Annotated in this window: 16 protein-coding genes; 10 read left to right on the plus strand and 6 right to left on the minus strand. The window is 66.0% G+C overall.

What is annotated here, in order from left to right:
• Window positions 1–16 precede the first annotated feature (16 nt).
• The gene (locus ACQR03_RS10790) at window positions 17–1,651 is read left to right on the plus strand and encodes a GMC family oxidoreductase (RefSeq protein WP_316167553.1); all 1,635 of its coding nucleotides are present in this window, start codon (window positions 17–19) and stop codon (window positions 1,649–1,651) included.
• 126 nt (window positions 1,652–1,777) lie between these two features.
• Here the strand turns inward: ACQR03_RS10790 and ACQR03_RS10795 are convergent, their stop codons facing one another.
• Window positions 1,778–2,923 carry an ABC transporter substrate-binding protein gene (locus ACQR03_RS10795; protein ID WP_316191921.1) on the minus strand — a complete coding sequence of 382 codons (1,146 nt, stop codon included), beginning with the start codon at window positions 2,921–2,923 and terminating at the stop codon, window positions 1,778–1,780.
• Window positions 2,924–3,100: 177 nt separating this feature from the next.
• Here ACQR03_RS10795 and ACQR03_RS10800 point away from each other — a divergent pair, with 177 nt between their 5' ends.
• Window positions 3,101–3,892, plus strand: coding sequence for a helix-turn-helix transcriptional regulator (locus tag ACQR03_RS10800; protein ID WP_316167556.1), 792 nt, complete (start codon window positions 3,101–3,103; stop codon window positions 3,890–3,892).
• An 89-nt stretch (window positions 3,893–3,981) separates the two neighbouring features.
• Window positions 3,982–5,160 carry a cytochrome P450 gene (locus ACQR03_RS10805; protein WP_316167558.1) on the plus strand — a complete coding sequence of 393 codons (1,179 nt, stop codon included), beginning with the start codon at window positions 3,982–3,984 and terminating at the stop codon, window positions 5,158–5,160.
• 45 nt (window positions 5,161–5,205) lie between these two features.
• Here the strand turns inward: ACQR03_RS10805 and ACQR03_RS10810 are convergent, their stop codons facing one another.
• Entirely contained in the window at window positions 5,206–6,885 is a 1,680-nt protein-coding gene (locus tag ACQR03_RS10810) for a methyl-accepting chemotaxis protein (RefSeq protein ID WP_315750233.1), read from the minus strand.
• A gap of 325 nt (window positions 6,886–7,210) precedes the next feature.
• Between ACQR03_RS10810 and ACQR03_RS10815 the strand changes: the two genes are divergently transcribed.
• A complete protein-coding gene (locus ACQR03_RS10815; RefSeq protein ID WP_316167560.1) occupies window positions 7,211–8,326 on the plus strand; it encodes a helix-turn-helix transcriptional regulator in 1,116 nt (371 codons plus the stop codon).
• Window positions 8,327–9,135: 809 nt separating this feature from the next.
• Here the strand turns inward: ACQR03_RS10815 and ACQR03_RS10820 are convergent.
• Window positions 9,136–10,728, minus strand: coding sequence for an ATP-binding protein (locus tag ACQR03_RS10820; protein WP_315717857.1), 1,593 nt, complete (start codon window positions 10,726–10,728; stop codon window positions 9,136–9,138).
• A gap of 273 nt (window positions 10,729–11,001) precedes the next feature.
• Here ACQR03_RS10820 and ACQR03_RS10825 point away from each other — a divergent pair, with 273 nt between their 5' ends.
• Complete coding sequence (locus tag ACQR03_RS10825; RefSeq protein ID WP_434841300.1) at window positions 11,002–13,131, plus strand: phosphocholine-specific phospholipase C; 2,130 nt, start codon at window positions 11,002–11,004, stop codon at window positions 13,129–13,131.
• Window positions 13,132–13,176: 45 nt separating this feature from the next.
• Here ACQR03_RS10825 and ACQR03_RS10830 read toward each other — a convergent pair whose 3' ends face one another.
• A complete protein-coding gene (locus tag ACQR03_RS10830; RefSeq protein WP_315750236.1) occupies window positions 13,177–14,691 on the minus strand; it encodes an ATP-binding protein in 1,515 nt (504 codons plus the stop codon).
• 233 nt (window positions 14,692–14,924) lie between these two features.
• On the opposite strand from ACQR03_RS10830, the gene ACQR03_RS10835 reads away from it, so the two are divergent.
• A complete protein-coding gene (locus ACQR03_RS10835) occupies window positions 14,925–18,617 on the plus strand; it encodes a PAS domain-containing protein (RefSeq protein WP_315827125.1) in 3,693 nt (1,230 codons plus the stop codon).
• The gene (locus ACQR03_RS10840) at window positions 18,610–18,993 is read left to right on the plus strand and encodes a response regulator (protein ID WP_315717853.1); all 384 of its coding nucleotides are present in this window, start codon (window positions 18,610–18,612) and stop codon (window positions 18,991–18,993) included. Before ACQR03_RS10835 ends, ACQR03_RS10840 begins: the two co-directional genes overlap by 8 nt.
• Before the next feature lie 27 nt (window positions 18,994–19,020).
• Here the strand turns inward: ACQR03_RS10840 and ACQR03_RS10845 are convergent, their stop codons facing one another.
• Entirely contained in the window at window positions 19,021–19,863 is an 843-nt protein-coding gene (locus tag ACQR03_RS10845; RefSeq protein ID WP_315717852.1) for an AAA family ATPase, read from the minus strand.
• A gap of 97 nt (window positions 19,864–19,960) precedes the next feature.
• Complete coding sequence (locus tag ACQR03_RS10850; protein ID WP_315717851.1) at window positions 19,961–20,206, minus strand: GlsB/YeaQ/YmgE family stress response membrane protein; 246 nt, start codon at window positions 20,204–20,206, stop codon at window positions 19,961–19,963.
• A gap of 115 nt (window positions 20,207–20,321) precedes the next feature.
• Here ACQR03_RS10850 and ACQR03_RS10855 point away from each other — a divergent pair, with 115 nt between their 5' ends.
• From ACQR03_RS10855 to sseA, 3 genes are all read left to right on the plus strand, one after another.
• Window positions 20,322–21,497, plus strand: a complete 1,176-nt coding sequence (locus tag ACQR03_RS10855; RefSeq protein WP_315827124.1) for a vWA domain-containing protein — start codon at window positions 20,322–20,324, stop codon at window positions 21,495–21,497.
• A 101-nt stretch (window positions 21,498–21,598) separates the two neighbouring features.
• A complete protein-coding gene (locus ACQR03_RS10860; protein WP_315717849.1) occupies window positions 21,599–22,012 on the plus strand; it encodes a rhodanese-like domain-containing protein in 414 nt (137 codons plus the stop codon).
• A gap of 113 nt (window positions 22,013–22,125) precedes the next feature.
• Window positions 22,126–22,983 (plus strand): 3-mercaptopyruvate sulfurtransferase, encoded by an 858-nt coding sequence (sseA, locus tag ACQR03_RS10865; protein WP_434841299.1) that lies wholly within the window; start codon window positions 22,126–22,128, stop codon window positions 22,981–22,983.
• Window positions 22,984–22,987 lie beyond the last annotated feature (4 nt).

A 22,987-nucleotide genomic window follows, 5' to 3' on the forward strand; every position in this document is an offset into this window, starting at 1 on the left:
CGGGACGAACGACCAGATGGATACCTTCGACTATGTGATCGTGGGCGCCGGCTCCGCCGGCTGTGTGCTGGCGAGCCGCCTCAGCGAGGACCCTGAGGTCACGGTGTGCGTGCTGGAGGCGGGGCCGCGCGACTGGCATCCCTACATCCATCTGCCCGCCGGCTTCATCAAGACCTTCTACATGAAGAGCATCAACTGGGGCTATCAGCAGGAGCCGGGGCCGTACACGGCGGGGCGCAGCATCTACGCGCCGCGCGGCAAGACGCTCGGCGGCTCCTCCTCGATCAACGGCCATGTCTACAATCGCGGCCAGCGCCAGGATTTCGACACCTGGGCGCAGATGGGCAATCGCGGCTGGAGCTATTCCGACGTGCTGCCGAATTTCAAGCGCATGGAGAAGCGCATCGGCGCCGGCGAGGACCAGTATCGCGGCCGCGACGGCAACCTCATCGTGACCACCATGGAGTGGAAGGACACGCTGTGCGAGGCTTTCATGGATGGCGCTGTCTCGCTCGGTATCCCGCGCAACCCGGACTACAACGGTGCCATCCAGGAAGGCGTCTCATACGTCCAGCGCACCATCCAGAACGGCCGCCGCGTGTCGTCGGCGACCGCTTTCCTGCGTCCGGCCAGCAAGCGGCCGAACGTCGAGGTTCGCACCCACGCCCATGCCACCGGCGTTGTGCTGGAAGGCAAACGCGCGGTCGGCGTGCGTTACAGCCGCGGCGGGCGCGGCGGGGCGCCGGTCGAGGTGCGCGCGCGAAAAGAGGTGATCCTGTCCGGTGGTGCCTACAACTCGCCGCAGCTCTTGCAGCTCTCCGGCATCGGCGCGCCCGCGCTGCTGCAGGAGCATGGCATCGAGGTGCGCCATGCGCTCAACAGCGTCGGCGAGGGCCTGCAGGACCATTACGCGCCGCGCACGGTGGCGCGTGTCAAGAACATCAAGACCGTCAACGAGCTCGCGCGCGGCCTCAATCTATGGGGCGAGGCGCTGAAATGGGCGGTGACGCGGCGCGGCATCCTGTCGCTGTCGCCGACCATGGTCTACTGCTTCTGGCATTCCGGCGAGACCGCCGAGCGCTCCGACCTGCAGCTCACCTTCACGCCGGCGAGCTACAAGGAGGGCGTGCAGGGCCAGCTCGAGGACGAGCCCGGCATGACGGTCGCTTCCTGGCAGCAGCGCCCGGAGAGCCGCGGCTACGTCCGCATCCGCTCCGCCGACCCGTTCGCGCCGCCGCTGATCCAGACCAACTATCTCACCGCCGAGCTCGACCGCCGCGTGGTCGTCGCCGGCATGAAGCTGGCGCGTCGGCTGCTGGCCTCGGCCCCGCTCGCGCCGTACTACGCCTATGAGGATTTCCCGGGACCGAAGGTGAACAGCGACGATGAGTTCCTGGCCGCGGCGACGCAGCGCGCCACCACCACCTTCCATCCCGGCTGCTCCTGCCGGATGGGCCCAGCGGACTCGACCTGGGCAACGGTCGACGACCAACTCCGCGTCCATGGTCTCGAGGGCCTGCGCGTCGCCGACGCCTCGATCATGCCGCGCATGATCTCCGCCAACCTCAACGCCGCGACCTTGATGATCGGCGACAAGGCGGCGGACCTGATTTTGGGCAAGGCGCCGGTGGCGGAGAGTTTGTCGGCGTAGTTGGGGCCGTCGCCGCTTATCGTTCGAGCCCGTGTCGTGCCGCACGACCAGTGCGCCCCCCTCCCCCTTGCGGGGAGGGGAGTGCACCGCCTGCGCGGCAGACTATGCTTCCGATCACGAGCTTGACTACTTCACCAGCCTGAATCTCCCGCCCTCGACCTTGATCAGGAACGCCGAGCGCTCGTCGTAGCCGTTGTGGTCGGTCGGGCTCATGTTGGAGAGGCCGTTGTTGAGATAGACGTCCTTGCCGCGCTCCAGTTCGTCGCGCAGTGCGGCGCGAAACTCTGCGGTGCCCGGCTTGGCCGCCTTCAATGCGCCCGGGATGGCCCGCTTGAGCAGCGTGGCGGTGTCCCACAGATGTGCGGCGAAGATGTTCGGCTTGTCACCATTGGCGGCCCGATAGGCTGAAACGAATTCGTCATTGGCGCGGCGGAACGGATCCTCCGCGGGGAGGTCGTCGGCGATCGAGAACGCTTCGCCGGCGAACGCCGCGCCCTCGACATTCTCCCTGCCGAGCTTGATGAACTCCTGTGTCGCGACGCCATGGGTCTGGAAGATCCTCCCCGCATAGCCGCGCTCGCGCAGCGCCTGTTGGGGCAGCACCGCCGGCGTGCCGGCGGAGGCGATGAACACCGCATCCGGATTGGTGGCGATCACCTTGAGCGCCTGGCCGGTGACGCTGGTGTCGCCGCGCGCATAGACCTCGTGCGTCGTCACCGTGAGCCCGAGCTTCGGCGCCAGCTTCGTCACCTCCTGATAATAGCCCTCGCCATAGCCGTCGGACACGCCGATGAAGCCGAGCGTCTTCACCCCGGTCTTGGCGATGTATTTCAGCATCGCCGCGGCCATGATGTCGTCATTGGGCACGACCTTGAATGCCCATTTGCGCTTGTCGTCCATCGGCTGCACGATCGCGGTCGAGGCCGCCAGCGACAGCAGCGGCGTCCTGCTTTCGAGCGCGACGTCGAGCATCGGCATGGTGACCGGCGTCAGCGAGGAGCCGATGATGACGTCGACACCGTCCTGGATCACCAGGCGGCGCGCGTTCTGCAGTCCCTTCACGCTGTCGGATTCGTCGTCGAGCGCGATGTAGACGATCTTCTCGCCGTCGATCTCCTTCGGCAGCGCGGCCACTGCCTTGATCTGCGGCTGCCCGAGCGCCGAGCCGGGCCCGGTTGCGGACACCACGATACCGACCTTGATGTCGGCGCGCGCGGGCGAGCCGAAAGCCATCGTTGCAGCAATTCCGATCGCCGTGAGCGCGGCCCTCATCGCATATCCTCCCCGTTGAGCGTGCTCGGCGCGTTGACTGGCCGAGACTTTGGCCGATGAGCGTAGCCGGACCGGCGGCCTCGTGTCTGTCCCCGTGGTTGGTGACGCGGGGCGGCGCTTCCAGCCAGGGCGGGTTGCTGCTAGGTTTCGGCGAACAAAGAGATCCGGGAGGAACGCATGGAGGCTCAGGAGCCTGGCATCGAGGCGGCCGGTGCCGTCGGCGCGATGGTGCTCGCGATCGGACAGCCCGAATTTCCGCAAGTCCTGATCGAGACGTTGCGCATCCTTGCCGATGTCGGCCACTGCATGGTGTTCGCCTTCGAGGACCAGCGCTCGGCGCGCTGCCTGCTCAGTACGGGGAACATCGCGATCGGGCCCGACCTCGGCGCGGCCTATTCGGAGCACTTCCACACCGCCGATCCGAACCGGGATACGATCTTTCGCGAACGCGCGGAAGCGCGCCACATCCTGCTGCCGAACTTCGCGCGCCGCATGTACCCGAAGGGCTACCGCAAGCTGTTCTTCGAGGACTCCGAGATCGTCGACAAGGCCGCAACCGCGATCTGGGTCGGCGAGCACTGCACCTACGTGAACTTCTATCGCACTGCTGCCCAAGGCGGTTTTGCGCCCCACGAGCGCCAGCGCATCGCCGCGGTCGCCCCGATCGTGGGGGCCATCGTCGCGCGTCATTGCCAGGATCGCGCTGCCGCGATGGATCCGGCCGACAGATTTGCTTCGTTGTTCGCCGCCGGCGGACCGCTGTCGGTCCTGACCGCGCGGGAGAAGGACGTCTGCCGTCGCATCCTCGAAGGCTTCACCTCCGAGGCGATCGCTGGGGCTCTCGGCATCGCCCTCAACTCCGTCTTCACCTATCGCAAGCGCGCCTATGAGAAGCTCGGCATCGCCTCGCAGAACGAGCTGTTCGCGATCGCCCTCCGCCTGATGACGACACCGCGGCCGCTGAACTGAGCGAGGGGCTCGCCTGCTGTCACCCATCGCCGGGACAGACGTTGCCGGAGCGTGCGGCTAGCCTGCGCCGTCAGAACCGGAGACCGAGAGTGAGCACAGCACCGCATTTCGACATCGATACCGCCGCGTTCTGGGCCGATCCCTATCCGGCGCTGGCTCGCATGCGCCAGGAGACGCCGATCGCCTTCGTGCCGCAGCTCGGCAGCACGCTGTTGTGCCGTCGCGACGACATCTTTGTCTCCGAGAAGCAGATCGACGTCTTCAGCTCACATCAGCCGCAGGGCCTGATGAACCGGCTGATGGGCCACAACATGATGCGCAAGGACGGCGCGGCGCATATGGCCGAGCGCCAGGCGATCGCGCCGGCGGTGTCGCCGCGCGCGGTGCGGGTGCACTGGCTGGCGCAGTTCCAGGCCCACGCCGACCGGCTGATCGACGCGCTCGATCCTGCGACGGACGTGGATCTCGTTCGCGATTTCGCGCTGCCGTTCTCGGCCGAGTGCCTGAAGCTGATCACCGGCCTCACCAACATGCGCTTCCAGGACATGAATGCGTGGTCGCAGGCCATGATCGACGGCATCGCCAACTACACCGGGGATCCCGCGGTCGAGGCGCGTTGCAACGCCGCGACATCAGGCATCGACGCTGCCATCGACGACATGCTGCCGGTGCTGGAGAAGACCCCGAACCAGAGCCTGCTTGGCGTGATGCTCGCCACGCAAATGCCGATGGAGAGCATCCGCGCCAACATCAAGCTCGCCATCTCGGGCGGCCAGAACGAACCGCGCGATGCGATCGCCGGCACGGTGTGGGCGCTGCTGACGCATCCCGAGCAGCTCGCGCTGGCCATCCATGGCGAGGTGCGCTGGCTCCAGGTGTTCGAGGAATACGCCCGCTGGATCTCGCCGATCGGCATGTCGCCCCGGCGCATCGCCAAGCCCTGGACGATTCGCGACGTCGCCTTCGAACCGGAGGAGCGCGTGTTCCTGATGTTCGGCTCGGCCAATCGCGACGAGGCGCATTTCACCGAACCCGATCGCTTCGACATCCGCCGCGACGTCTCCAAGAGCATCGCCTTTGGTGCTGGCCCGCATTTCTGTGCGGGCGCCTGGGCCTCGCGCGCGATGATCGCCGACGTCGCGCTCCCGACGCTGTTCGCGCGGCTCAAGAACCTGCGCCTGCGTGACACCGAGCCGGTGCGCATCGGCGGCTGGGCCTTTCGCGGCCTGCTCAATCTGCCGGTGACCTGGGACGCGACGCAGGATTGATCCTCGCCGCGGCCCTTGCGGGGGAGCGCCGTACTCAGGCGGCCTCTACGCCCTGCCTGCTGCGATCGCCTGCGCCTCTGCGGCTGCGCGCTGCATGCTGGACGACATCTCGCCGGTCACCGTGCTCTGCTCCTCGACGGCGGCGGCGGTCGAGGTGACGTATTCGCTGACGTTCTGGATCTCGACCTTGATCGCGTTCAGCGCATTGACGACCTCGCTGGAGATCCCGTTCAGTCCGGCGATCTCCGCGCCGATCTTGTCGGTGGCGGCCTTGGCCTGCGTGGCGAGATTCTTGACCTCCGACGCGACCACGGCAAAGCCGCGGCCGGCATCGCCGGCGCGCGCCGATTCGATCGTGGCATTGAGTGCCAGCAGGTTGATCTGCCCGGTGATGTTGCCGATCAGCTCGACGATGCCGCTCATCGCCTGCGTCGCCTCGCTCAGGCGCTTGGCCTGCGAATCGGCGGAGGCGACCCGGTCAGCCGCCCCCATCGCGGTCTCGCGGGACTTCGTCATGGCCTCGGAAATCTCGCGCACCGAGGCGTTCAATTCCTCGGCACCCGCGGCGACGGACTCCATCATGCCGCGGACGCGCTCGTTGCCCATCCGCACCAGCACCTGCTTGGTGACGTCGGTCGCGTATTTCACGACCTTGAAGGGCTTGCCGTTGAGGTCGAGGATTGGATTGTAGGAGGCCTGAATCCAGACCTCGCGACCGCCCTTTCCGATCCGCTTGTATTCCGCGGCCTGATATTCGCCGCGGTTCAGGGCGGCCCAGAAGTTGCGGTAGGCCGCACCGTCGCGCTCTGACGGATCGACGAACATCGAATGATGGCGGCCCTTGATCTCGGACAGCGTATAGCCGAGCGCCTGCAGGAAATTGTCGTTGGCGTTGATGATCGTGCCGTCCAGTTCGAACTCGATCACGGCCTGCGATTTGCTGATGGCGGCGATCTGTCCGGCGAGATCGGCATTCCGAAGCTTCTGGGCGGTCACGTCGGTGGCGAACTTGACGACCTTGAAGGGCTTTCCGTTCTGATCGAACACCGGATTATAGGACGCCTGAATCCATACCTCCTTGCCGCCCTTTCCGATCCGCTTGTATTCCGCGGCCTGATATTCGCCGCGGTTCAGGGCGGCCCAGAACTCGCGATAGGCGGCACTGTTGCGCTCCTCCGGCGAAACGAACATGCTGTGATGTTTGCCCTGGATCTCCGGAAGGCTGTAGCCCAGCGCATTCAGAAAATTGTCGTTGGCGGTGACGATGGTGCCGTCCAGGTTGAATTCGATCACGGCCTGTGATCGGCCGATGGCCGCGACCTGAGCGCTGTAGTCGAGGTTCTGCAGCCGCACGCTGGCGTCGGACCACTCGACGACCGTTCCGGCGCGGCTTCCGTCCGGGTGCTTCAAGGGCTGCGCGATCAGATCGAACGTCCACTTGCCGATCTTGATGGTGGCCCGGTGCTCGGAGGCGAGGGCCTGCAGCATGCGGCGCTGGTGGGTCGGGTCCTTGTGGAAGACGTCGATGTTGGTGCCGATGAGGCCGTCGACGCGGAAGTTCGGCAACTGCGTCTTGAGATCGGCCTCCGCCTCACGCATCAGCGCCCGTACCGCCTCGTTCATGTAGACGATGTTGAGCTTGTCGTCAGCGACCATCACCTTCGCGGTGATCGCGTTTGCGGCCAGGGCGGCCAGGGATGCGGCGTTGTTCTTGCGGCCAAACATGATGGTCTCCTGTGCAAACGATCACGCCAGCGATGTGCACATCCTCGTGATCACGCGGTAGTTGCTGTGATCCGGAGACGGCGCTGACTGCGATCATTCCTGAACTCGATGATCCCCGTAAATTCCCGGGGGGCTTTATTCAATCTAACAGCTCGTCAGTAAGATTCGGTTAGGCAGCAATCTGCAGAGATGTTCTGATTGTGCAGGAATGGCCGTGAATCTGCGGGGCGTGTTCAGGTGTCGCAGGGCCGGGATTGCCTTAGATCAAGATCGACATGATCCTCGGCGCTAGGCTCCATTCGGATTGGATGGTATCGGCTTCGACATGCCAGAGAAGGACATTGCCGAAGTCATCGCGGTGCCGAGGGTGTTTCTCGACAGCCTCGGCATCGGCATCTCGATCATCGACAGTGCAACGGGACATATCCGGTTTGCGAACGCCGAATGCTGCCGGATCGTCGGATACACGCTGGAGCAGCTCAAGACCGGTGGGCTGACCTTTGTCGATCTGACGCATCCAGAGGACCGGGAGCGCAATCGGCTGCAGCACGACAAGCTGCTTGCAGGCGAGATCGCGACCTATCAGCTCGACAAGCGCTATCTTCGGCCGGACGGAAGCGTCGTGTGGGGACGCGTGACCGTCAATCCCGTCAGGGACGCCAGGGGCCGCCTGAAGTGGTTCTGCGCCGTGGTCGAGGACATCACGACAACCAGGATCCTGGAAGAACAGCTTGCGGCCGCGGAGAAGCTCGCTGGGCTGTCGACGTTCAACCTGATCGTCGATGCAGACGATTCCAAGGGAGATTTTCCGCCGGCGTCGCCATCGTCGCTGCGCGACATGTTGTGCCACGTGCATCCCGAGGATCGGAACGGGCTCGCGCAGGTCATCCGTCGTGCGATCATGAAGCGAACCGGCTACACGCGCGACTACCGGGTGCTTGGCAAAGCCGGTGCGGTGCGCTGGGTCCGTGGCATGGCGACCTCCGTCTACAGCCCGTCCGACGGACGAACCCATCTCGTCGGCGCGACGATCGACGTCACCGCGGATCATCTCGATCGCGATCGCCAGGTGCCGGAGCCCATTCGCAGGATCCTGGAACACATTGAGACGAACTGGGATCAGAAGATATCGATCCAGCAACTCGCGGTTCGCTACGGCGTCAGCCCCCGCACGGTCTATCAGTACTTCGCGAAGAGTGGCGTGTCCTTGGCCGAGAAGATCAAGCTGACGCGAATCCAACATGCGCACCGCATGCTGTATGATGCGAAAGCGGGTGACACGGTGACGTCGATCGCCCTGCGATGTGGCTTCAGCAATCCGGGGCATTTCGCCAGGGAGTATCGAAAGATCTATGGTGAGACGCCGTCGGAAAGTCTGAGGCAGGCGTCATTGCCGCTGGCGGCGCGGGGTGAAGCCGCCGCTGCTCCGTCCGTCCGCTGATCGTCAGCCGACCTTCACGGCATCACGTCTGGATGGAGCACCGGCCAGATGTGCCCGACGAGCAATCTCCGCATGCTTCGTATGCGCGAAATGCCCGTCGAGTTAGTTTGCCGCAGCCGCGCCGGCTTGCGTCGTCGGGCAAATCAGACCGATGGTCTTGCCCATCCCGCCTCGAGCAGAGGGGCGTACGCGTCGTCACGAACGTGGAGGCGGGCTGCGATGGACGTGACGGCTGCGCTGGACGAGCGTAGTCGGCGCGGACGGCGAAGTCGTGTGGTCCTGACCTCTCGACGCTGAGGTCAAGCTCGCGAGCGTTGCTTGACGGCACGCGCGGGCGATGGGGGCAAGAGAGCCGATCCCCAGGGAGAGCACGAAGGACACCGTTAACACCGTCGCGCGGGGAAGGCCGGGTCTGTCCGGCTGTACCTGTGGTACCTGCCGCCTGCATTCTTTTGAGCAGGCGGGCCACGGGCCTCAGCCGAGGTCCGGCCTTCCTCGCGCCCTCTCGATTTTCAGGAGGGGCATGATTGCCGCATCACCTGCGCCTCATGGGCGGCGGGAAGGCGGTGTCGTGTCTTATGGGAGGCACAGTGTGATGGAAGGCGCCAACCGCAACCTCAGCCGTCGTCCCGGCCTTGCGCCGGGACCCATAACCCCAGGAAGATGTGTGAGGCACGCTGGTGGATCGATTTCGCTGCGCCACCATGGCCGGTGGCCATGGGTCCCGGCGCAAGGCCGGGACGACACCGGTCGTGACGCGCGAGTTCTGGCAAACGAGACATCGACCGGCGCCACCATCGCGGTTCGCCTTACGCTTCCAGCGCCGTCCTGATCATGCGCGCGAGGTCGGCGCTGACATACGGCTTCGCCAGCAGCAGCACGTCGGCATCGAGCCGGCCATGATGCACGATCGCGTTCTCGGTGTAGCCAGATGTGTAGAGCACCTTCAGCCCGGGGCGGCGCTTCTCGGCCTCGATGGCGAGCTGCCGGCCGTTCATGCCGCCGGGAATGATGACGTCGGTGAACAGCAGGTCGATGCGTTCCTGGCTGTCGATGATTGTCAGCCCATCGGCGGCATTGCTGGCCGACAGGGTGCGATAGCCGAGACGGCGCACCTGAGCCACGACGTAGTCGCGCACCAGCGCATCGTCCTCGACGATCAGGATGGTCTCGTCGCCGCGCGCGACCGCCGGCCGGCCGGGCTCTGCGGCCGGCGTCTCCGGCAGTCCGGCGGCGCGCGGCAGATAGAGCTTGACCGTCGTGCCGTGGCCTTCCTCGCTGTAGATCTTGACGTGGCCGTTCGATTGTTTGACGAAGCCGTAGACCATGCTCAGCCCGAGGCCCGATCCCTTGCCGACGTCCTTGGTGGTGAAGAACGGCTCGAACACCTTGTCGAGCAGTGGAGCCGGAATGCCCTGGCCGGTGTCGCTGACCGCGATCATGACGTAGCTTCCGGGCTTGGCGTCGCGGTTCAGTTGCGCGTAGTGCTCGTCGAGCGTGACGTTCTTGGTCTCCAGGGTCAGCTTGCCGCCGTCCGGCATCGCGTCGCGCGCATTGAGCGCGAGGTTGAGGATCGCGGTCGACAATTGGCTCGGATCGATCAGCGCCGGCGCGCTGTCATGGGCCAGCATCGATTCGATCTCGATCTGCTCGCCGAGCGTCGGCCGCAGCAGACGGCCGGCCTCGACGATGAGCGCATTGATGTCGGTGGCGCGCGGCTGCAGCGGCTGGCGGCGCGAGAAGGCGAGCAGGTGCCGGGTCAGATCGGCGCCGCGCTCGGCGGCGGCGCTGATCATGCCGGCGATGCCTGCGAGCTGGGGCTTGTCCTTGACCGCATCGGCAAGGATCTCGATCGTCCCGGTGATGACGGTCAGGATGTTGTTGAAGTCGTGCGCGACGCCGCCGGTGAGCTGGCCGATCGCCTCCATCTTCTGCGCCTGACGGACCTGGGCCTCGTTGGCCTCGATTTCCTGGAATCGCCGCACCATCGCTTCCGCGGCGCGGCGCTGCCGGATCTCCTCCTCGAGCTGCGCATAGGCCTTCTGCAAGGTGATGCGCGTCGGCAGCACCAGAAGCTGCGGCAGCATCTTGATCATGATGACGATGATTCCGATCGAGGTGACGCCGAGAAAGACGTTGATGACGTCCGTGATGGTCGAGGTCGGTACCCAGAGATCGACGATCGCAAGCAGGCGGGTGACCCCGACGACGGCCACGAAGGTCGCAAGCGCCCCGACGATGCCGCGGAACATGACGTCGCGCCAGCGCCGCCGCAGGAACGTGCCGACGACGAAGGCGATGGTGAAGAAGGCGCTGGCGATCAGTCCGTTGGATACGACCTGCAGCCATGCCCATACCGGCGCTCCCTGCAGACCCGCCGCTTGCACCGTCAACGTCGGCATATGCAAATCATCCTCAACAACGCAACGCGCCAAAATCCGGGGGCGGCCCGGCCTGTCGTCGTCGCAACCCGAACGGATCATTCAGCTTTTCGTCTCCGGCGCAAGGGCAATGGCGGCTTCGACGCGCATCGCGGCAGGGCGCTCTCGCCGCGAATGCCGCTCCGCCGCGCGGCGTCAAAAGCCTGCCACACATCCTTTACCGCCCGGTCACGCGGTTGTTAACGCGCCGACCTAAGCCGCTCGACACCGTCATCACCATGGGGAATGAACGAGATGTCGAACACGATCGCGCACAACCGGCGCGAGTTCCTGCGGCTGCTCGGAGCGTCGGCTGCGACCGCCGCCCTCGGCCAGAGCATCGAGCGCGCGCATGCCATTCCGGCGTTCAACCGCCACGGCAGCATCGAGGACGTCAAGCACATCGTGGTGCTGATGCAGGAGAACCGCGCCTTCGATCATTATTTCGGCGCGATGCGCGGCGTCCGCGGCTTCAACGATCCGCGCGCCGTGAAGCTGCCGAATGGCAATCCGGTGTGGCAGCAGCCGAACGGCGCGGGGGCAGTGATGCCGTTCCGCGTCGACAATGCCGGCCAGGTCTATGTCGAGGACGTCGCCCATGGCTGGAACGACGGCCAGAAGGCCTGGAACAACGGCAACTACGACAAGTGGATCGCCAACAAGGGCACCACGACCATGACCTGCTTGAACCGGCAGGATCTGCCCTGGCACTATGCGCTGGCCGACGCCTTCACGGTGTGCGATTCCTATTTCTGCTCGGTGATGGGCCCGACCGATCCGAATCGCTACTACTTGTGGACCGGTTGGGACGGCAACGACGGCAAGGGCGGCGGCCCAGTCATCACCAATGCGGAAGCCGGCTACGACTGGACCACGTTTCCGGAGCGGTTGGAGAAGGCCGGCATCTCCTGGAAGGTCTACCAGGACATCGGTCTCGGCCTGACGGCGGAAGGCTCCTGGGGCTGGACCCAGAATCCCTGGATCGGCAATTACGGCGACAACTCGCTGCTGTATTTCCACCAGTACCAGAATTCGCAAGCAGGCAGCCCGCTGTACGAGAAGGCGCTGCGCGGCAGCAACATCGCCAATGGCGGCACGTTCGAGAATCTGTTCGACGGGCTGCGCAACGACGTCCGCAACGGCACCCTGCCGCAGGTGTCGTGGATCGCAGCTCCGGAGGCGTTCAGCGAGCATCCGAACTGGCTGCCCGGGCCGGGCGCCTGGTACATCTCCAAGGTGCTCGACATCCTGACGTCGAACCCCGAGCTGTGGAGCAAGACCGCGCTGCTCATCAACTACGACGAGGGCGGCGGATTCTTCGACCATGTCGTCGGCCCGTATCCGGCGATGTCGCAGGCCTGGGGCCAGTCGACCGTCGATGTGAGCACGGACCTCTTCGCTGGCGACGGAAGCCACGTTGCCGGCCCCTACGGACTAGGCGTCCGCGTGCCGATGCTGGTGGTGTCGCCGTGGTCGCGCGGCGGCTTCGTGTGCTCGGAAGTGTTCGACCACACGTCTGTGATCCGCTTCATCGAGCGCCGCTTCCATCACAAGGCGCCCGATCTGTTCGAGAGCAACATCCCGGCGTGGCGGCGCGCGGTGTGCGGCGATCTCACCTCGGCGTTCAACTTCACTTCGCCCAACGAAGGCATGGCGCCGCTGCCGAGCACGGCCGGCTACAAGCCGCCGGCCGCCGACATCACCTCCGGTGCCCGCTTCGACGACTATCATCCGGTGCCGCCGGCCAAGCAGGCGTTGCCGCAGCAGGAGCCGGGCATTCGCCCGGCGCGCCCGCTGCCCTACGATCTCAGGGTCGATGGCGACGCCGATGCTGCGCACAAGACGTTCGCGATCCGCTTCGCCAATCCGGGGCAGGCGGGCGCCTGCTTCCACGTCCGCTCCGGCAACACCGCGACCGGCCCGTGGAGCTACACGGTCGAGGCCGGCAAGTCGCTGCACGGCGTGTGGGACCTCGCCGCCAGCGCCGGCCAGTATGATCTGTCGGTGTACGGCCCGAACGGCTTCTTCCGCCACTTCAAGGGCGGCATCGCCACCACGGCCGCGCTGGTCGACGTCGATACGGTCCATCTCTGTGATTGGGATGATGACGACGATTCGCGCAGCCTTGCGATCGCGCTCACCAACAAGGGGGCGAACTGCCTCGTGACACTGGCCGACAACTATACGGGACGCAGCGAGCGGCACCGCCTGCAGCGTGGCCAGCGGCTGGAGACGCGGGTTCGCCTGCAGCAGACCCATGGCTGGTACGACCTGACGGTCACGACGGACAGCGATGCCAACTTCAACTGGCAGCTCGCGGGTCACGTCGAGAACGGCCGGCCCAGCATCAGCGACCCGGCGATGGGCAGGATCGCCGCGACCTGATCGCGAACGATATCGGGATGCGCCCGGAGCGATTTGGGCGCATCCTCAAGATGACGAGGTGACGAGACCTTCGGGGGCTGCGTCGTCGGCATTGGGATCGCCGGGCGCCGTCGCCCAGGCAAGTTCGACCAGGGTGACGATGCGGCGGCCGGCGCCGTCGAGCTGGCACACGATGAGGCCCTGGTCCTCGATATAGGTCAGCAGGCGCTGCGCCCGGCGCAGCGAATGCGAGCCATAGGCGCGGGCGATCGCCGCATCGCTCGGGCAGGGGCGGCCGTCCTTGGCGGCGCGGGCGATCATCATGAACACGCCCTGCATGTCCTCAGGCAGCAGCGAGGCGCGCAGCGTGACGTCCTGCCAGCCGGCATCGTCGGCCGTCTCGTCGCCGCCGAGCCCGGCGCGGGCGCGGGTCAGCATGCGGCGGAACTCGTTGAGGTCGGGCACGGCCGTGCCCAGCCCCTCGATGCGGCAGCGGACGACGAATTCCTGGTAGAGCACGCCGACGGCGCGGAAGCCGGCGTCGGGCTCGGCCAAGACCGCGCGCAGCACGCGCTCGACGCGGGCTTTGCGTTCGGCGAGCTCCTCCTCGCTGACGGCGGGTGCTGGCGGTTCGGGGCGCAGCTCGAGCGCGGCGGACTTCGCCGCCATGAGCTGGTCGAGCAACTCCGGTTGCGGCTTGCGCTGCGGCCGCGCGTTGGTCTCGGGCGGCGGTGCGGCGAGAATCACCGCGCGGGCGTCCTCGAGCGAAGCCTCCGGCAGCGGCATCAGCCGCGGCGTTGCGTTGCGCGGCTTGGTATCGGTCGGGCCGATGCGCAGGCCGAGTGGACGGCGCGACAGCGCGGGCCCCAAGGCCATGAACTGGCCGCGCTCGAGGTCGCGGAACGCCTCCGCCTGGCGCCGCTCCATGCCGAGCAGGTCGGCGGCGCGGGCCATGTCGATGTCGAGGAAGGTGCGGCCCATCAGGAAGTTCGAGGCCTCGGCCGCGACATTCTTGGCGAGCTTCGCCAGTCGTTGCGTCGCGATCACGCCCGCCAGCCCGCGCTTGCGGCCGCGGCACATCAGGTTGGTCATCGCGCCGAGAGAGGCCTTGCGGGCCTCGTCGGAGACTTCGCCCGCGACGGCCGGGGCGAACAGCTGGGCTTCGTCGACCACGACCAGCATCGGGTACCAGTGGTCGCGGGAGATCTCGAACAGGCCGTTGAGAAAGGCGGCCGCGCGCCGCATCTGATTCTCGGCGTCGAGGCCTTCGAGGTTGAGCACCGTCGAGACGCGATGCATCCGCGCCCGTTCGCCGGCGACCTGCAGCGCGCGCTCGGTGTGGTCCTCGGCCGCGATCACGAGATGGCCGAATCGCTCAGCCAGCGTGACGAAGTCGCCCTCCGGATCGATGATCGTCTGCTGCACCCAGGGCGCGCTCTGCTCCAGCAGGCGACGCAGGAGATGCGACTTGCCGGAGCCGGAATTGCCCTGCACCAGGAGCCGGGTCGCCAGCAGTTCCTCGAGGTCCAGGGCCGCAGGCGATCCCGCCGCCGTCTGCCCCATCTCGATTGCAACCGTCATGTGCCCCGACTCAAGCCCGCTTCACGCAGAGGCTGGCGCTTAACAAGCGCGGGCGCGCACGTCGAGCGTTTGCAATGGACTGTCCCAGATTGCGGGATGGGCTGTGGATGGTTCGCAGATGGAACCCGATCGCGGGCTGCCCAGTTCCCTGTCGACGCGCCTCTTGCCGTGAGGGCCGGTGCTTGGCGCCCGCGCGCATTTGACGGTACTGTGCGGCGAAAAAGGGGCCAGAAGTGAACGAGCATTCGGATGCCGGTCACGCGACGTTCAAGGCGTTCGCGCGCGGAGCCGACTTCCTGCAGGGGGGCGGGGAGATGGGGGCGCTCATGCGCATCCATGATTGGTCGCGGACGCCGTTGGGGCCGCCCGAGAGCTGGCCTCAGTCCTTGCGCACTTCGATCAGCACCTGCCTGGACTGCGCGTTCCCGATCCTGATCTGGTGGGGCCCGGAGCTCGTCATGCTCTACAATGACGAGTATCGCCTGATCCTCGGCTCGCAGAAGCATCCCGCGGCGCTGGGGGCGCCAGGGCGCGCGGTATGGTCCGAGATCTGGGAGGTCATCGGCCCGATGCTGCGGCACGTCGTTGGGCTTGGCGAAGCGACCCGCTCACGCGATATGCGGCTGTTCATCGACCGCCACGGCTACTTGGAGGAGACCTATTTTTCGTTCTCCTATTCGCCGATTCGCGATGAGACCGGCGGCGTCGGCGGCGTCTTCACCCCCGTCATCGAGACGACGGCCCGGGTCGTGGGCGAGCGCCGCATGCGGACCTTGCGCGATCTCGCCGCGCGCGGCCGTGCCGACGGTCTGGCGCATGCTTGTCGCGAAGCCACCGACGTCCTCGCCGAGAATCCGCATGATGTCCCGTTTGCGCTGATCTACCAACTCAGCGAGGATCAGCGATCGGCACGGTTGTTGAGCGCCGCGGGGGGGCACCCGGACAGTGCAATCGCGCCGGCGCAGATTGCCCTCGACTGTGACGGGCTGTGGCCGATCCGGGCGGCGGCGCGCGCGGTGGCGCCGATTCGCGTCGTGCTGGATCGTGGGAAATTTGCCGGCGTGCCGACCGGCGCATGGCCCGAGCCGCCACAGCTGGCGCTGGTGCTGCCGGTTGCGACGGGCCGGGAGCAGGCGACGGCGATCCTGATCTGTGGCGTCAATCCGCGCCGCGCCCTCGATGCCGAGCACCAGGGCTTCTTCGATCTGATGGCCGCTCAGCTCGGCAGCTCCTTTGCGGAGACGCTGGCCTATGAACAGGAGCGGCGCCGCGCAGAGGCGCTCGCCGAGATCGATCGGGCCAAGACCGCGTTCTTCACCAATGTCAGCCACGAATTCCGTACGCCGCTGACGCTGATGCTCGGTCCGCTCGAAGATGTCCTGCTGCGGTCGCAGGCCTTGCCGCCTGCGGATCGCGACCGGTTGGAGATCGCCGAGCGCAATGCCTTGCGGCTGCTCAAGCTGGTCAACACGCTGCTGGATTTCTCGCGGATCGAGGCCGGCAGGATGCAGGCGGTCTACGCGCCGGTCGACCTCGCGAGCCTGACCGCGGAGATCGCCAGCACCTTCCGCTCGGCGATCGAGGCCGCCGGCCTCAGGCTGATGGTGGATTGCCCGCCGCTGCCGGAGCCGGCCTATGTCGATCCCGAAATGTGGGAGAAGATCGTCCTCAACCTGCTGTCCAACGCGTTCAAATTCACCTTTGCGGGCGACATCGAGGTCCGGCTCGTCACCTGCGATCGTCATTTCGAACTGAGCGTGAAGGACACCGGGACCGGCATCCCGCAGCACGAGCTGCCGCGGCTGTTCGAGCGTTTCCATCGCGTCGCCGGCGCGTTCGGCCGCACCCATGAAGGCTCGGGCATCGGGCTCGCGCTGGTGCATGAGCTCGCCAAGCTGCACGGCGGATCCGTCGCAGCGACCAGCGAAGCCGGGCAGGGCAGCACGTTCGCGGTCAGGATTCCCAGGGGACGAAGTCATCTGCCGTTCGACCAGGTCGACGCGGCGCCAGCGCAGGAACCGATCCTTCGCGGTGCGCGGCCCTTCATCGAGGAGGCGTTGCGCTGGCTGCCGGATCCGCCGCCGCTCGACGCGCATGCCGTTCCGGACATCGACATCACCACCCTGTCAGCCGACAGGGCCGGGCCGCGCCCCCGTATCCTGCTGGCCGACGACAATGCCGATATGCGCGACTATGTCCGCCGCCTGCTCGCCACGCGCTACGATGTCGAGACCGTCGCCGATGGTGAAGCCGCGCTCGCGGCCATCGCCCGCGACAAGCCCGACCTCGTTCTGTCTGATGTGATGATGCCGCGCATCGACGGCATGCAGTTGCTTGCGCGGCTGCGCGCCGATGAACGGGTCGGCACTATCCCGCTGATCCTGGTGTCGGCCCGGGCCGGAGAAGAGAGCCGCGTCGAAGGCATGGAGGCCGGTGCGGATGACTATCTCATCAAGCCGTTCAGTGCGCGTGAACTGCTGGCGCGCGTCGAGGCGCATCTCAAGATGGCCCGTCTGCGTGCCGAAGCGACGGAGCGGCTGCGCGCCAGCGAGGAGCGCTATCGCGCTTTCGTAACCGCGAGTTCCGACGTCATCTATCGCATGAGCCCCGACTGGCGGGAGATGCGCCAGTTGCAGGGCAAGGACTTCATCGCCGATACAATGAACCCGAGCCAAGGCTGGCTCGCGAAATACATTCATCCGGACGATCAGGCGCAGGTGACTGCGGCGATCAGCAGGGCGGTCGCGACGAAAAGCATGTTCGAGCTGGAGCACCGTGTCATCCGGATCGATGGCAGCCTCGGTTGGATCCATTCGCGCGCCATCCCCATTCTCGGGCGTGACGGCGAGATCATCGAGTGGTTCGGGACGGCGCGCGACATCTCCGAGCAGAACAAGGCCGAACGGGAGTTGCGCAAGAGCGAGGAGCGCCTGCGCAGCGCGGTCGAGGTCGGTCGGCTCGGCCTGTGGGACTGGAACGTCGCGACCGGCGAGGTCTACTGGTCGGACGAGCACTTCCGCATGGAAGGCTATGGCGTTGGCGAACTGACTCCGAGCTACGAGGCCTGGGCGGCACGCATCCATCCCGACGATCGTCCCGCAGCCGAAGCCGCGCTTCACCGCGCGATGGAGGCGCACCAAGAGTATGTCAGCGAGTTTCGCGTGGTGCATCCGGGCGGCGCAATTCGCTACCTCTACGGCCGTGGGCGCTTCTTCTATGACGACGCGGGACGACCGATCCGCATGACCGGCGCCATGGTCGACGTGACCGAGCGGCGTGAATGGGAGGAGCGGCAGAAGGTGCTGGTGGCCGAACTGCAGCATCGCACCCGCAACCTGCTGGGCGTGGTCCGCTCGATGGCCGACAAGACGGCGCGCGCCAGCACCGATCTCGGCGATTTTCGAGCTCGCTTCCGTGATCGGCTGGATACGCTGTCACGCGCCCAGGGCCTGCTGTCCCGCCTCAAGGAGCATGATCGCGTCACCTTCGACGATCTGATCCGTAGCGAGCTGTGGGCTGTCGCCGGCGGTTCGGAGCGCATCGGGCTGTCGGGGCCGTCCGGCGTAAGGCTGCGGTCGTCGACCGTTCAGACCCTTGCCATGGCGCTGCACGAGCTCGCCACCAACGCGGTCAAGTATGGCGCGCTGGCGCAGCCGTCGGGCCGGCTCTGCGTGGTCTGGTCGCTCGAGCGCGAAGGCGCGGAGGGACAGCCCTGGCTGCATATCGAGTGGCGCGAAAGCGGCGTCGACATGCCGCCGCCAGCCACGATGCCCAGCGGCACGGGGCAAGGGCGCGAGCTGATCGAACAGGCCTTGCCCTATCAGCTCAGCGCGAGGACCTCGTACGCCTTCGAATCCGACGGTGTCCGTTGCACGATATCGATTCCCGTTTCGCTCACCACACTGGAGCTCGAGGATCATGCCTGAACGCTCGCTTCGCGACCGTCATATCCTCATCGTCGAGGACGAGTACATGCTTGCCGACGAGCTGCGCTGCGCCTTCGGCGACGCCGGCGGCACGATCCTGGGCCCGGTCGGAACCGTCCCCGACGCGCTCGCCTTGATCAAACGCGAGGGGCGGATCGAAGGCGCCGTTCTCGACGTGAATCTGCGCGGCGACATGGCGTTTCCGGTTGCCGATCTGCTGGTCGAACGCGGCGTGCCCTTCGTCTTCACCACCGGCTATGACGAATCGGTTATTCCGGACCGCTTCTCGAAGATCCTCCGCTGCGAGAAGCCGATTGCCGTCGATGGGATCATGCGCGCGCTCGGACGCCTGATCAAGAAGACGGCGCCGCAATGACGCGCCGGTCGGATGGAGCTGGGCGCCTCACACCTCGCGCCGGCTGAGGAAGGCGAGCCGCTCGAACAGGTGGACGTCCTGCTCGTTCTTGAGCAGCGCACCGTGCAGCGGCGGGATCAGCTTCCGCGGGTCGCGCTCGCGCAGCTGCTCAGGACCGATGTCCTCGTTGAGCAGCAGCTTGAGCCAGTCGAGCAGCTCGGAGGTCGACGGCTTCTTCTTCAGGCCGGGCACGTCGCGGACCTCGAAGAAGATGCGCAGGGCCTCCTCGACCAGTCGCTTCTTGATGTTCGGGAAGTGCACGTCGACGATGCGGCCCATCGTATCCGGATCGGGGAACTTGATGTAGTGGAAGAAGCAGCGGCGCAGGAACGCATCCGGCAACTCCTTCTCGTTGTTGGACGTGATGATGACGATCGGGCGCAGCTTCGCCTTGATGGTCTCGTTGGTCTCGTAGACGTGGAATTCCATCCGGTCGAGCTCGAGCAGCAGGTCGTTCGGAAACTCGATGTCGGCCTTGTCGATCTCGTCGATCAAGAGCACCGGTCGCTGCTCGGCCGTGAAGGCCTCCCACAGCTTGCCGCGCTTGATGTAGTTCTTGATGTCGGACACCCTGGAGTCGCCGAGCTGGCTGTCGCGTAGCCGCGAGACGGCGTCGTATTCGTAAAGGCCCTGCTGCGCCTTGGTGGTCGACTTGATGTGCCAGGTGAGCAGCGGCGCGTTGACGGCCTTGGCGACTTCCTCGGCCAGCACGGTCTTGCCCGTCCCCGGCTCGCCCTTCACCAGCAGCGGGCGCTCGAGCACGATCGCCGCATTGACGGCCACTTTGAGGTCGTCGGTGGCGACGTAGTCCTGGGTGCCGGTAAATTTCATTGCGTCTCGCTCATCGTTCGAACTTGTGTTGAGTGGCTACAGAGCGGCAGCGCCGCTGCGGCCTTAAGATGATGGCTGCCATCGGAAGCAGAAATAATCAAGCGCGCCTGATCAATGAGAGGATCACGAGCACGATGACGGCGCCGATCGTGGCGTCCAGGATCGCCCCCAGCGTGCCGCTGGCGAGCGCAATGTGCAGCGCCGGCAGCACGTAGCTTGCGACCAGCGCGCCGATGATGCCGATGACCATGTTGCCGATCAGGCCGAAACCTGCGCCGCGCACGATCAGCCCCGCCAGCCAGCCCGCGACGGCGCCGATGATCAGTGCTGCAATAATACCCATCAAAGCCCCCATTCCACCTGTTGTTCCAGGGATTGTAGAGCAAAATGCCGGCGGGTCCAGCGTGGGGCGTGGAGCGGCCCTTGACGCGCCCTCCCAGCCGCGCGATCTAATGGGCATGTTCCTGCAATTCTTCACAGCACTGCGCGATGCGCAGGTCCCGGTCTCCTTGCGTGAATATCTCACGCTGATGGAGGCGGTCGACGCCGACCTCGCCGAGCATTCGGTCGAGAACTTCTACTATCTCTCGCGCACCGCGCTGGTGAAGGACGAGCGCAATCTCGACAAGTTCGATCGCGTATTCGGCACCGTGTTCAAGGGGCTGGAGAACCTGCTCGACGCGATGGAGAAGGCCGAGATTCCCGAGGAATGGCTGAGGAAGCTGGCCGAGAAATACCTCACCGAGGAGGAGAAGAAAGAGATCGAGGCCATGGGCTGGGACAAGCTCATGGAGACCTTGAAGAAGCGCCTGGAGGAGCAGAAGGGCCGTCATCAGGGCGGCAACAAGTGGATCGGCACCGCCGGCACCTCGCCGTTCGGCGCCTATGGCTACAACCCCGAAGGCGTCCGCATCGGCCAGGAGAAGAACCGCAACAACCGCGCCGTGAAGGTGTGGGACCGGCGCGAGTTCAAGGATCTCGACGGCAATGTCGAGCTGGGCATCCGCAACATCAAGGTGGCGCTGCGCCGGCTGCGCAAGTTCGCCCGCACCGGTGCGCCCGACGAGCTCGATCTGGACACCACGATCCGCGAAACCGCCAACCACGGCTATCTCGACGTGCACATGCGTCCCGAGCGGCGCAATGCGGTGAAGGTGCTGGTGTTCTTCGACATCGGCGGCTCGATGGATTCCCACGTCGCGCAGGTCGAGGAGCTGTTCTCGGCCGCCAAGAGCGAATTCAAGCACATGGAATATTTCTACTTCCACAACTGCCTCTACGAGGGCGTGTGGAAGCAGAACAAGCGGCGTTTCACCGACCGCACGCCGACCTGGGACGTGCTGCACAAGTACCCGCACGACTACAAGGTCGTATTCGTCGGCGACGCCTCGATGTCGCCTTATGAGATCATGGTGCCCGGCGGTTCGGTCGAGCACGTCAACGAAGAGCCGGGGTCGGTGTGGCTCGACCGCGTCATCCGCACCTATCCACACGCGGTGTGGCTCAATCCGGTGGCGCAGAAGCACTGGGACTATTCTGAGTCCACCACCATCATTCGCCGCATCTTCTCCGAGCGCATGTATCCGATCACGATTGAGGGATTGGAAGCGGCGATGAAGGAGCTGGTCCGGTAGGCAGTCCCGTCATTCCGGGCGGTTCGGTCCTGACCGACCACCCCGAATGACGAGGTCGAAACGGCGCCGCGCGACGGCTGGACACGACGAAGGAAGAAGGCATGCCCCAGACCATCACGCGCGGCATCAAGGCGCTGCTCGATGAAGCCAACGCCGAGATCGAGACGCTCTCGGCGGCTGAGGCGATCGCGGCGGCGAAGCGCGACGATGTCGTGATCGTCGATATCAGGGATCCCCGGGAGATCGAGCGCGAGGGCAGGATTCCCGGCGCGTTCTCGTGCACCCGCGGCATGCTGGAGTTCTGGATCGACCCGCAGAGCCCCTACGCCAAGCCGATCTTTCAGCAGGACAAGACGTTCATCTTTCATTGCGCCGGCGGCCTGCGCTCGGCGCTCGCGGCCAAGACCGCACAGGACATGGGTCTGACGCCGGTCGCCCATATCGGCGGCGGCTTCGCGGCGTGGCGCGACGCCGGCGGGCCGGTCGAGGCCTGGGCGCCGAAGAAGAAGGATTGATCGCTGCCCATCCCGCGCGGACTTGACCCGCGTGTCCATCGCTTCGACAAGGTGGATCGCCGGATCTCAAGTCCGGCGATGACGACTGAATGTGAAGTCCGGAGCTCTTGCGCATGACCGCCCACGACGACCCTCTCGTCTCCACCGACTGGCTCGCTGCGCATCTGGGCGATCCCAAGGTGAAGGTGCTCGACGCGACCTTCAAGATGCCGGGTGTGCTGCCGCTGCCGAAGGACGATTATCTGAAGGCGCACATCCCCGGCGCCGTGTTCTTCGACGTCGACGAGGTCTCCGACCATTCGAATCCGCTGCCGCACATGTATCCGAGCGCCGAGCAGTTCGGCCGCGACGCGGGCCGGCTCGGCGTCAGCAATGGCGATACGGTCGTGGTCTATGATTCCGGCGGCTGGGTCGCCGCGCCGCGCGCCTGGTGGATGTTCCTGTCATTCGGCCACACGGATGTGCGCGTGCTCGACGGCGGGCTGAAGAAGTGGATGGCGGAGGGGCGCCCGGTCGAGAGCGGACAGGTCACGCCGGCGCTCGGCACGTTCAGCGCGAAGTTCGATGCCGCGCGCGTGCGCCGGATCGAGCAGATGGTTGCCAATCTCGCCGGCAATGCCGAGCAGGTGATCGATGCACGGCAGGCGCCGCGCTTCGCGGGCGAGGTCGCCGAGCCGCGGCCCGGCCTCCGATCCGGCCATATCCCCGGCAGCCGAAATCTGCCTTATGCGGAGCTGTTTGACGCGGCGACCGGCGTGATGAAGCCGCTCGACCGGTTGCGCGAGGCATTCGGCGCCGCTGGCGTCGATCTCGCCAAGCCGATCGTCACCTCCTGCGGCTCCGGAGTGTCGGCGGCCGTGCTGACGCTGGCGCTCTATCGTCTCGGCATCCGCGACACCGCGCTCTACGACGGCTCGTGGTCGGAGTGGGGCATCGAGAACGGTCCGCCGGTTGCGACGGGGCCGGCCTGATCGG

It is taken from the genome of Bradyrhizobium sp. HKCCYLS3070, assembly GCF_051167575.1.
Taxonomy (GTDB): domain Bacteria; phylum Pseudomonadota; class Alphaproteobacteria; order Rhizobiales; family Xanthobacteraceae; genus Bradyrhizobium.

Excerpts from the sequence above, each read along its gene's own strand:
- ACQR03_RS10795 (WP_316191921.1), bottom strand. The coding sequence starts at position 2,923 with ATGAGGGCCGCGCTCACGGCGATCGGAATTGCTGCAACGATGGCTTTC.
- ACQR03_RS10845 (WP_315717852.1), bottom strand. The coding sequence starts at position 19,863 with ATGAAATTTACCGGCACCCAGGACTACGTCGCCACCGACGACCTCAAA.
- ACQR03_RS10855 (WP_315827124.1), top strand. The coding sequence starts at position 20,322 with ATGTTCCTGCAATTCTTCACAGCACTGCGCGATGCGCAGGTCCCGGTC.
- ACQR03_RS10860 (WP_315717849.1), top strand. The coding sequence starts at position 21,599 with ATGCCCCAGACCATCACGCGCGGCATCAAGGCGCTGCTCGATGAAGCC.
- ACQR03_RS10825 (WP_434841300.1), top strand. The coding sequence starts at position 11,002 with ATGTCGAACACGATCGCGCACAACCGGCGCGAGTTCCTGCGGCTGCTC.
- ACQR03_RS10810 (WP_315750233.1), bottom strand. The coding sequence starts at position 6,885 with ATGTTTGGCCGCAAGAACAACGCCGCATCCCTGGCCGCCCTGGCCGCA.
- ACQR03_RS10850 (WP_315717851.1), bottom strand. The coding sequence starts at position 20,206 with ATGGGTATTATTGCAGCACTGATCATCGGCGCCGTCGCGGGCTGGCTG.
- ACQR03_RS10830 (WP_315750236.1), bottom strand. The coding sequence starts at position 14,691 with ATGACGGTTGCAATCGAGATGGGGCAGACGGCGGCGGGATCGCCTGCG.
- ACQR03_RS10800 (WP_316167556.1), top strand. The coding sequence starts at position 3,101 with ATGGAGGCTCAGGAGCCTGGCATCGAGGCGGCCGGTGCCGTCGGCGCG.
- ACQR03_RS10820 (WP_315717857.1), bottom strand. The coding sequence starts at position 10,728 with ATGCCGACGTTGACGGTGCAAGCGGCGGGTCTGCAGGGAGCGCCGGTA.
- ACQR03_RS10790 (WP_316167553.1), top strand. The coding sequence starts at position 17 with ATGGATACCTTCGACTATGTGATCGTGGGCGCCGGCTCCGCCGGCTGT.
- ACQR03_RS10840 (WP_315717853.1), top strand. The coding sequence starts at position 18,610 with ATGCCTGAACGCTCGCTTCGCGACCGTCATATCCTCATCGTCGAGGAC.
- sseA (WP_434841299.1), top strand. The coding sequence starts at position 22,126 with ATGACCGCCCACGACGACCCTCTCGTCTCCACCGACTGGCTCGCTGCG.
- ACQR03_RS10815 (WP_316167560.1), top strand. The coding sequence starts at position 7,211 with ATGCCAGAGAAGGACATTGCCGAAGTCATCGCGGTGCCGAGGGTGTTT.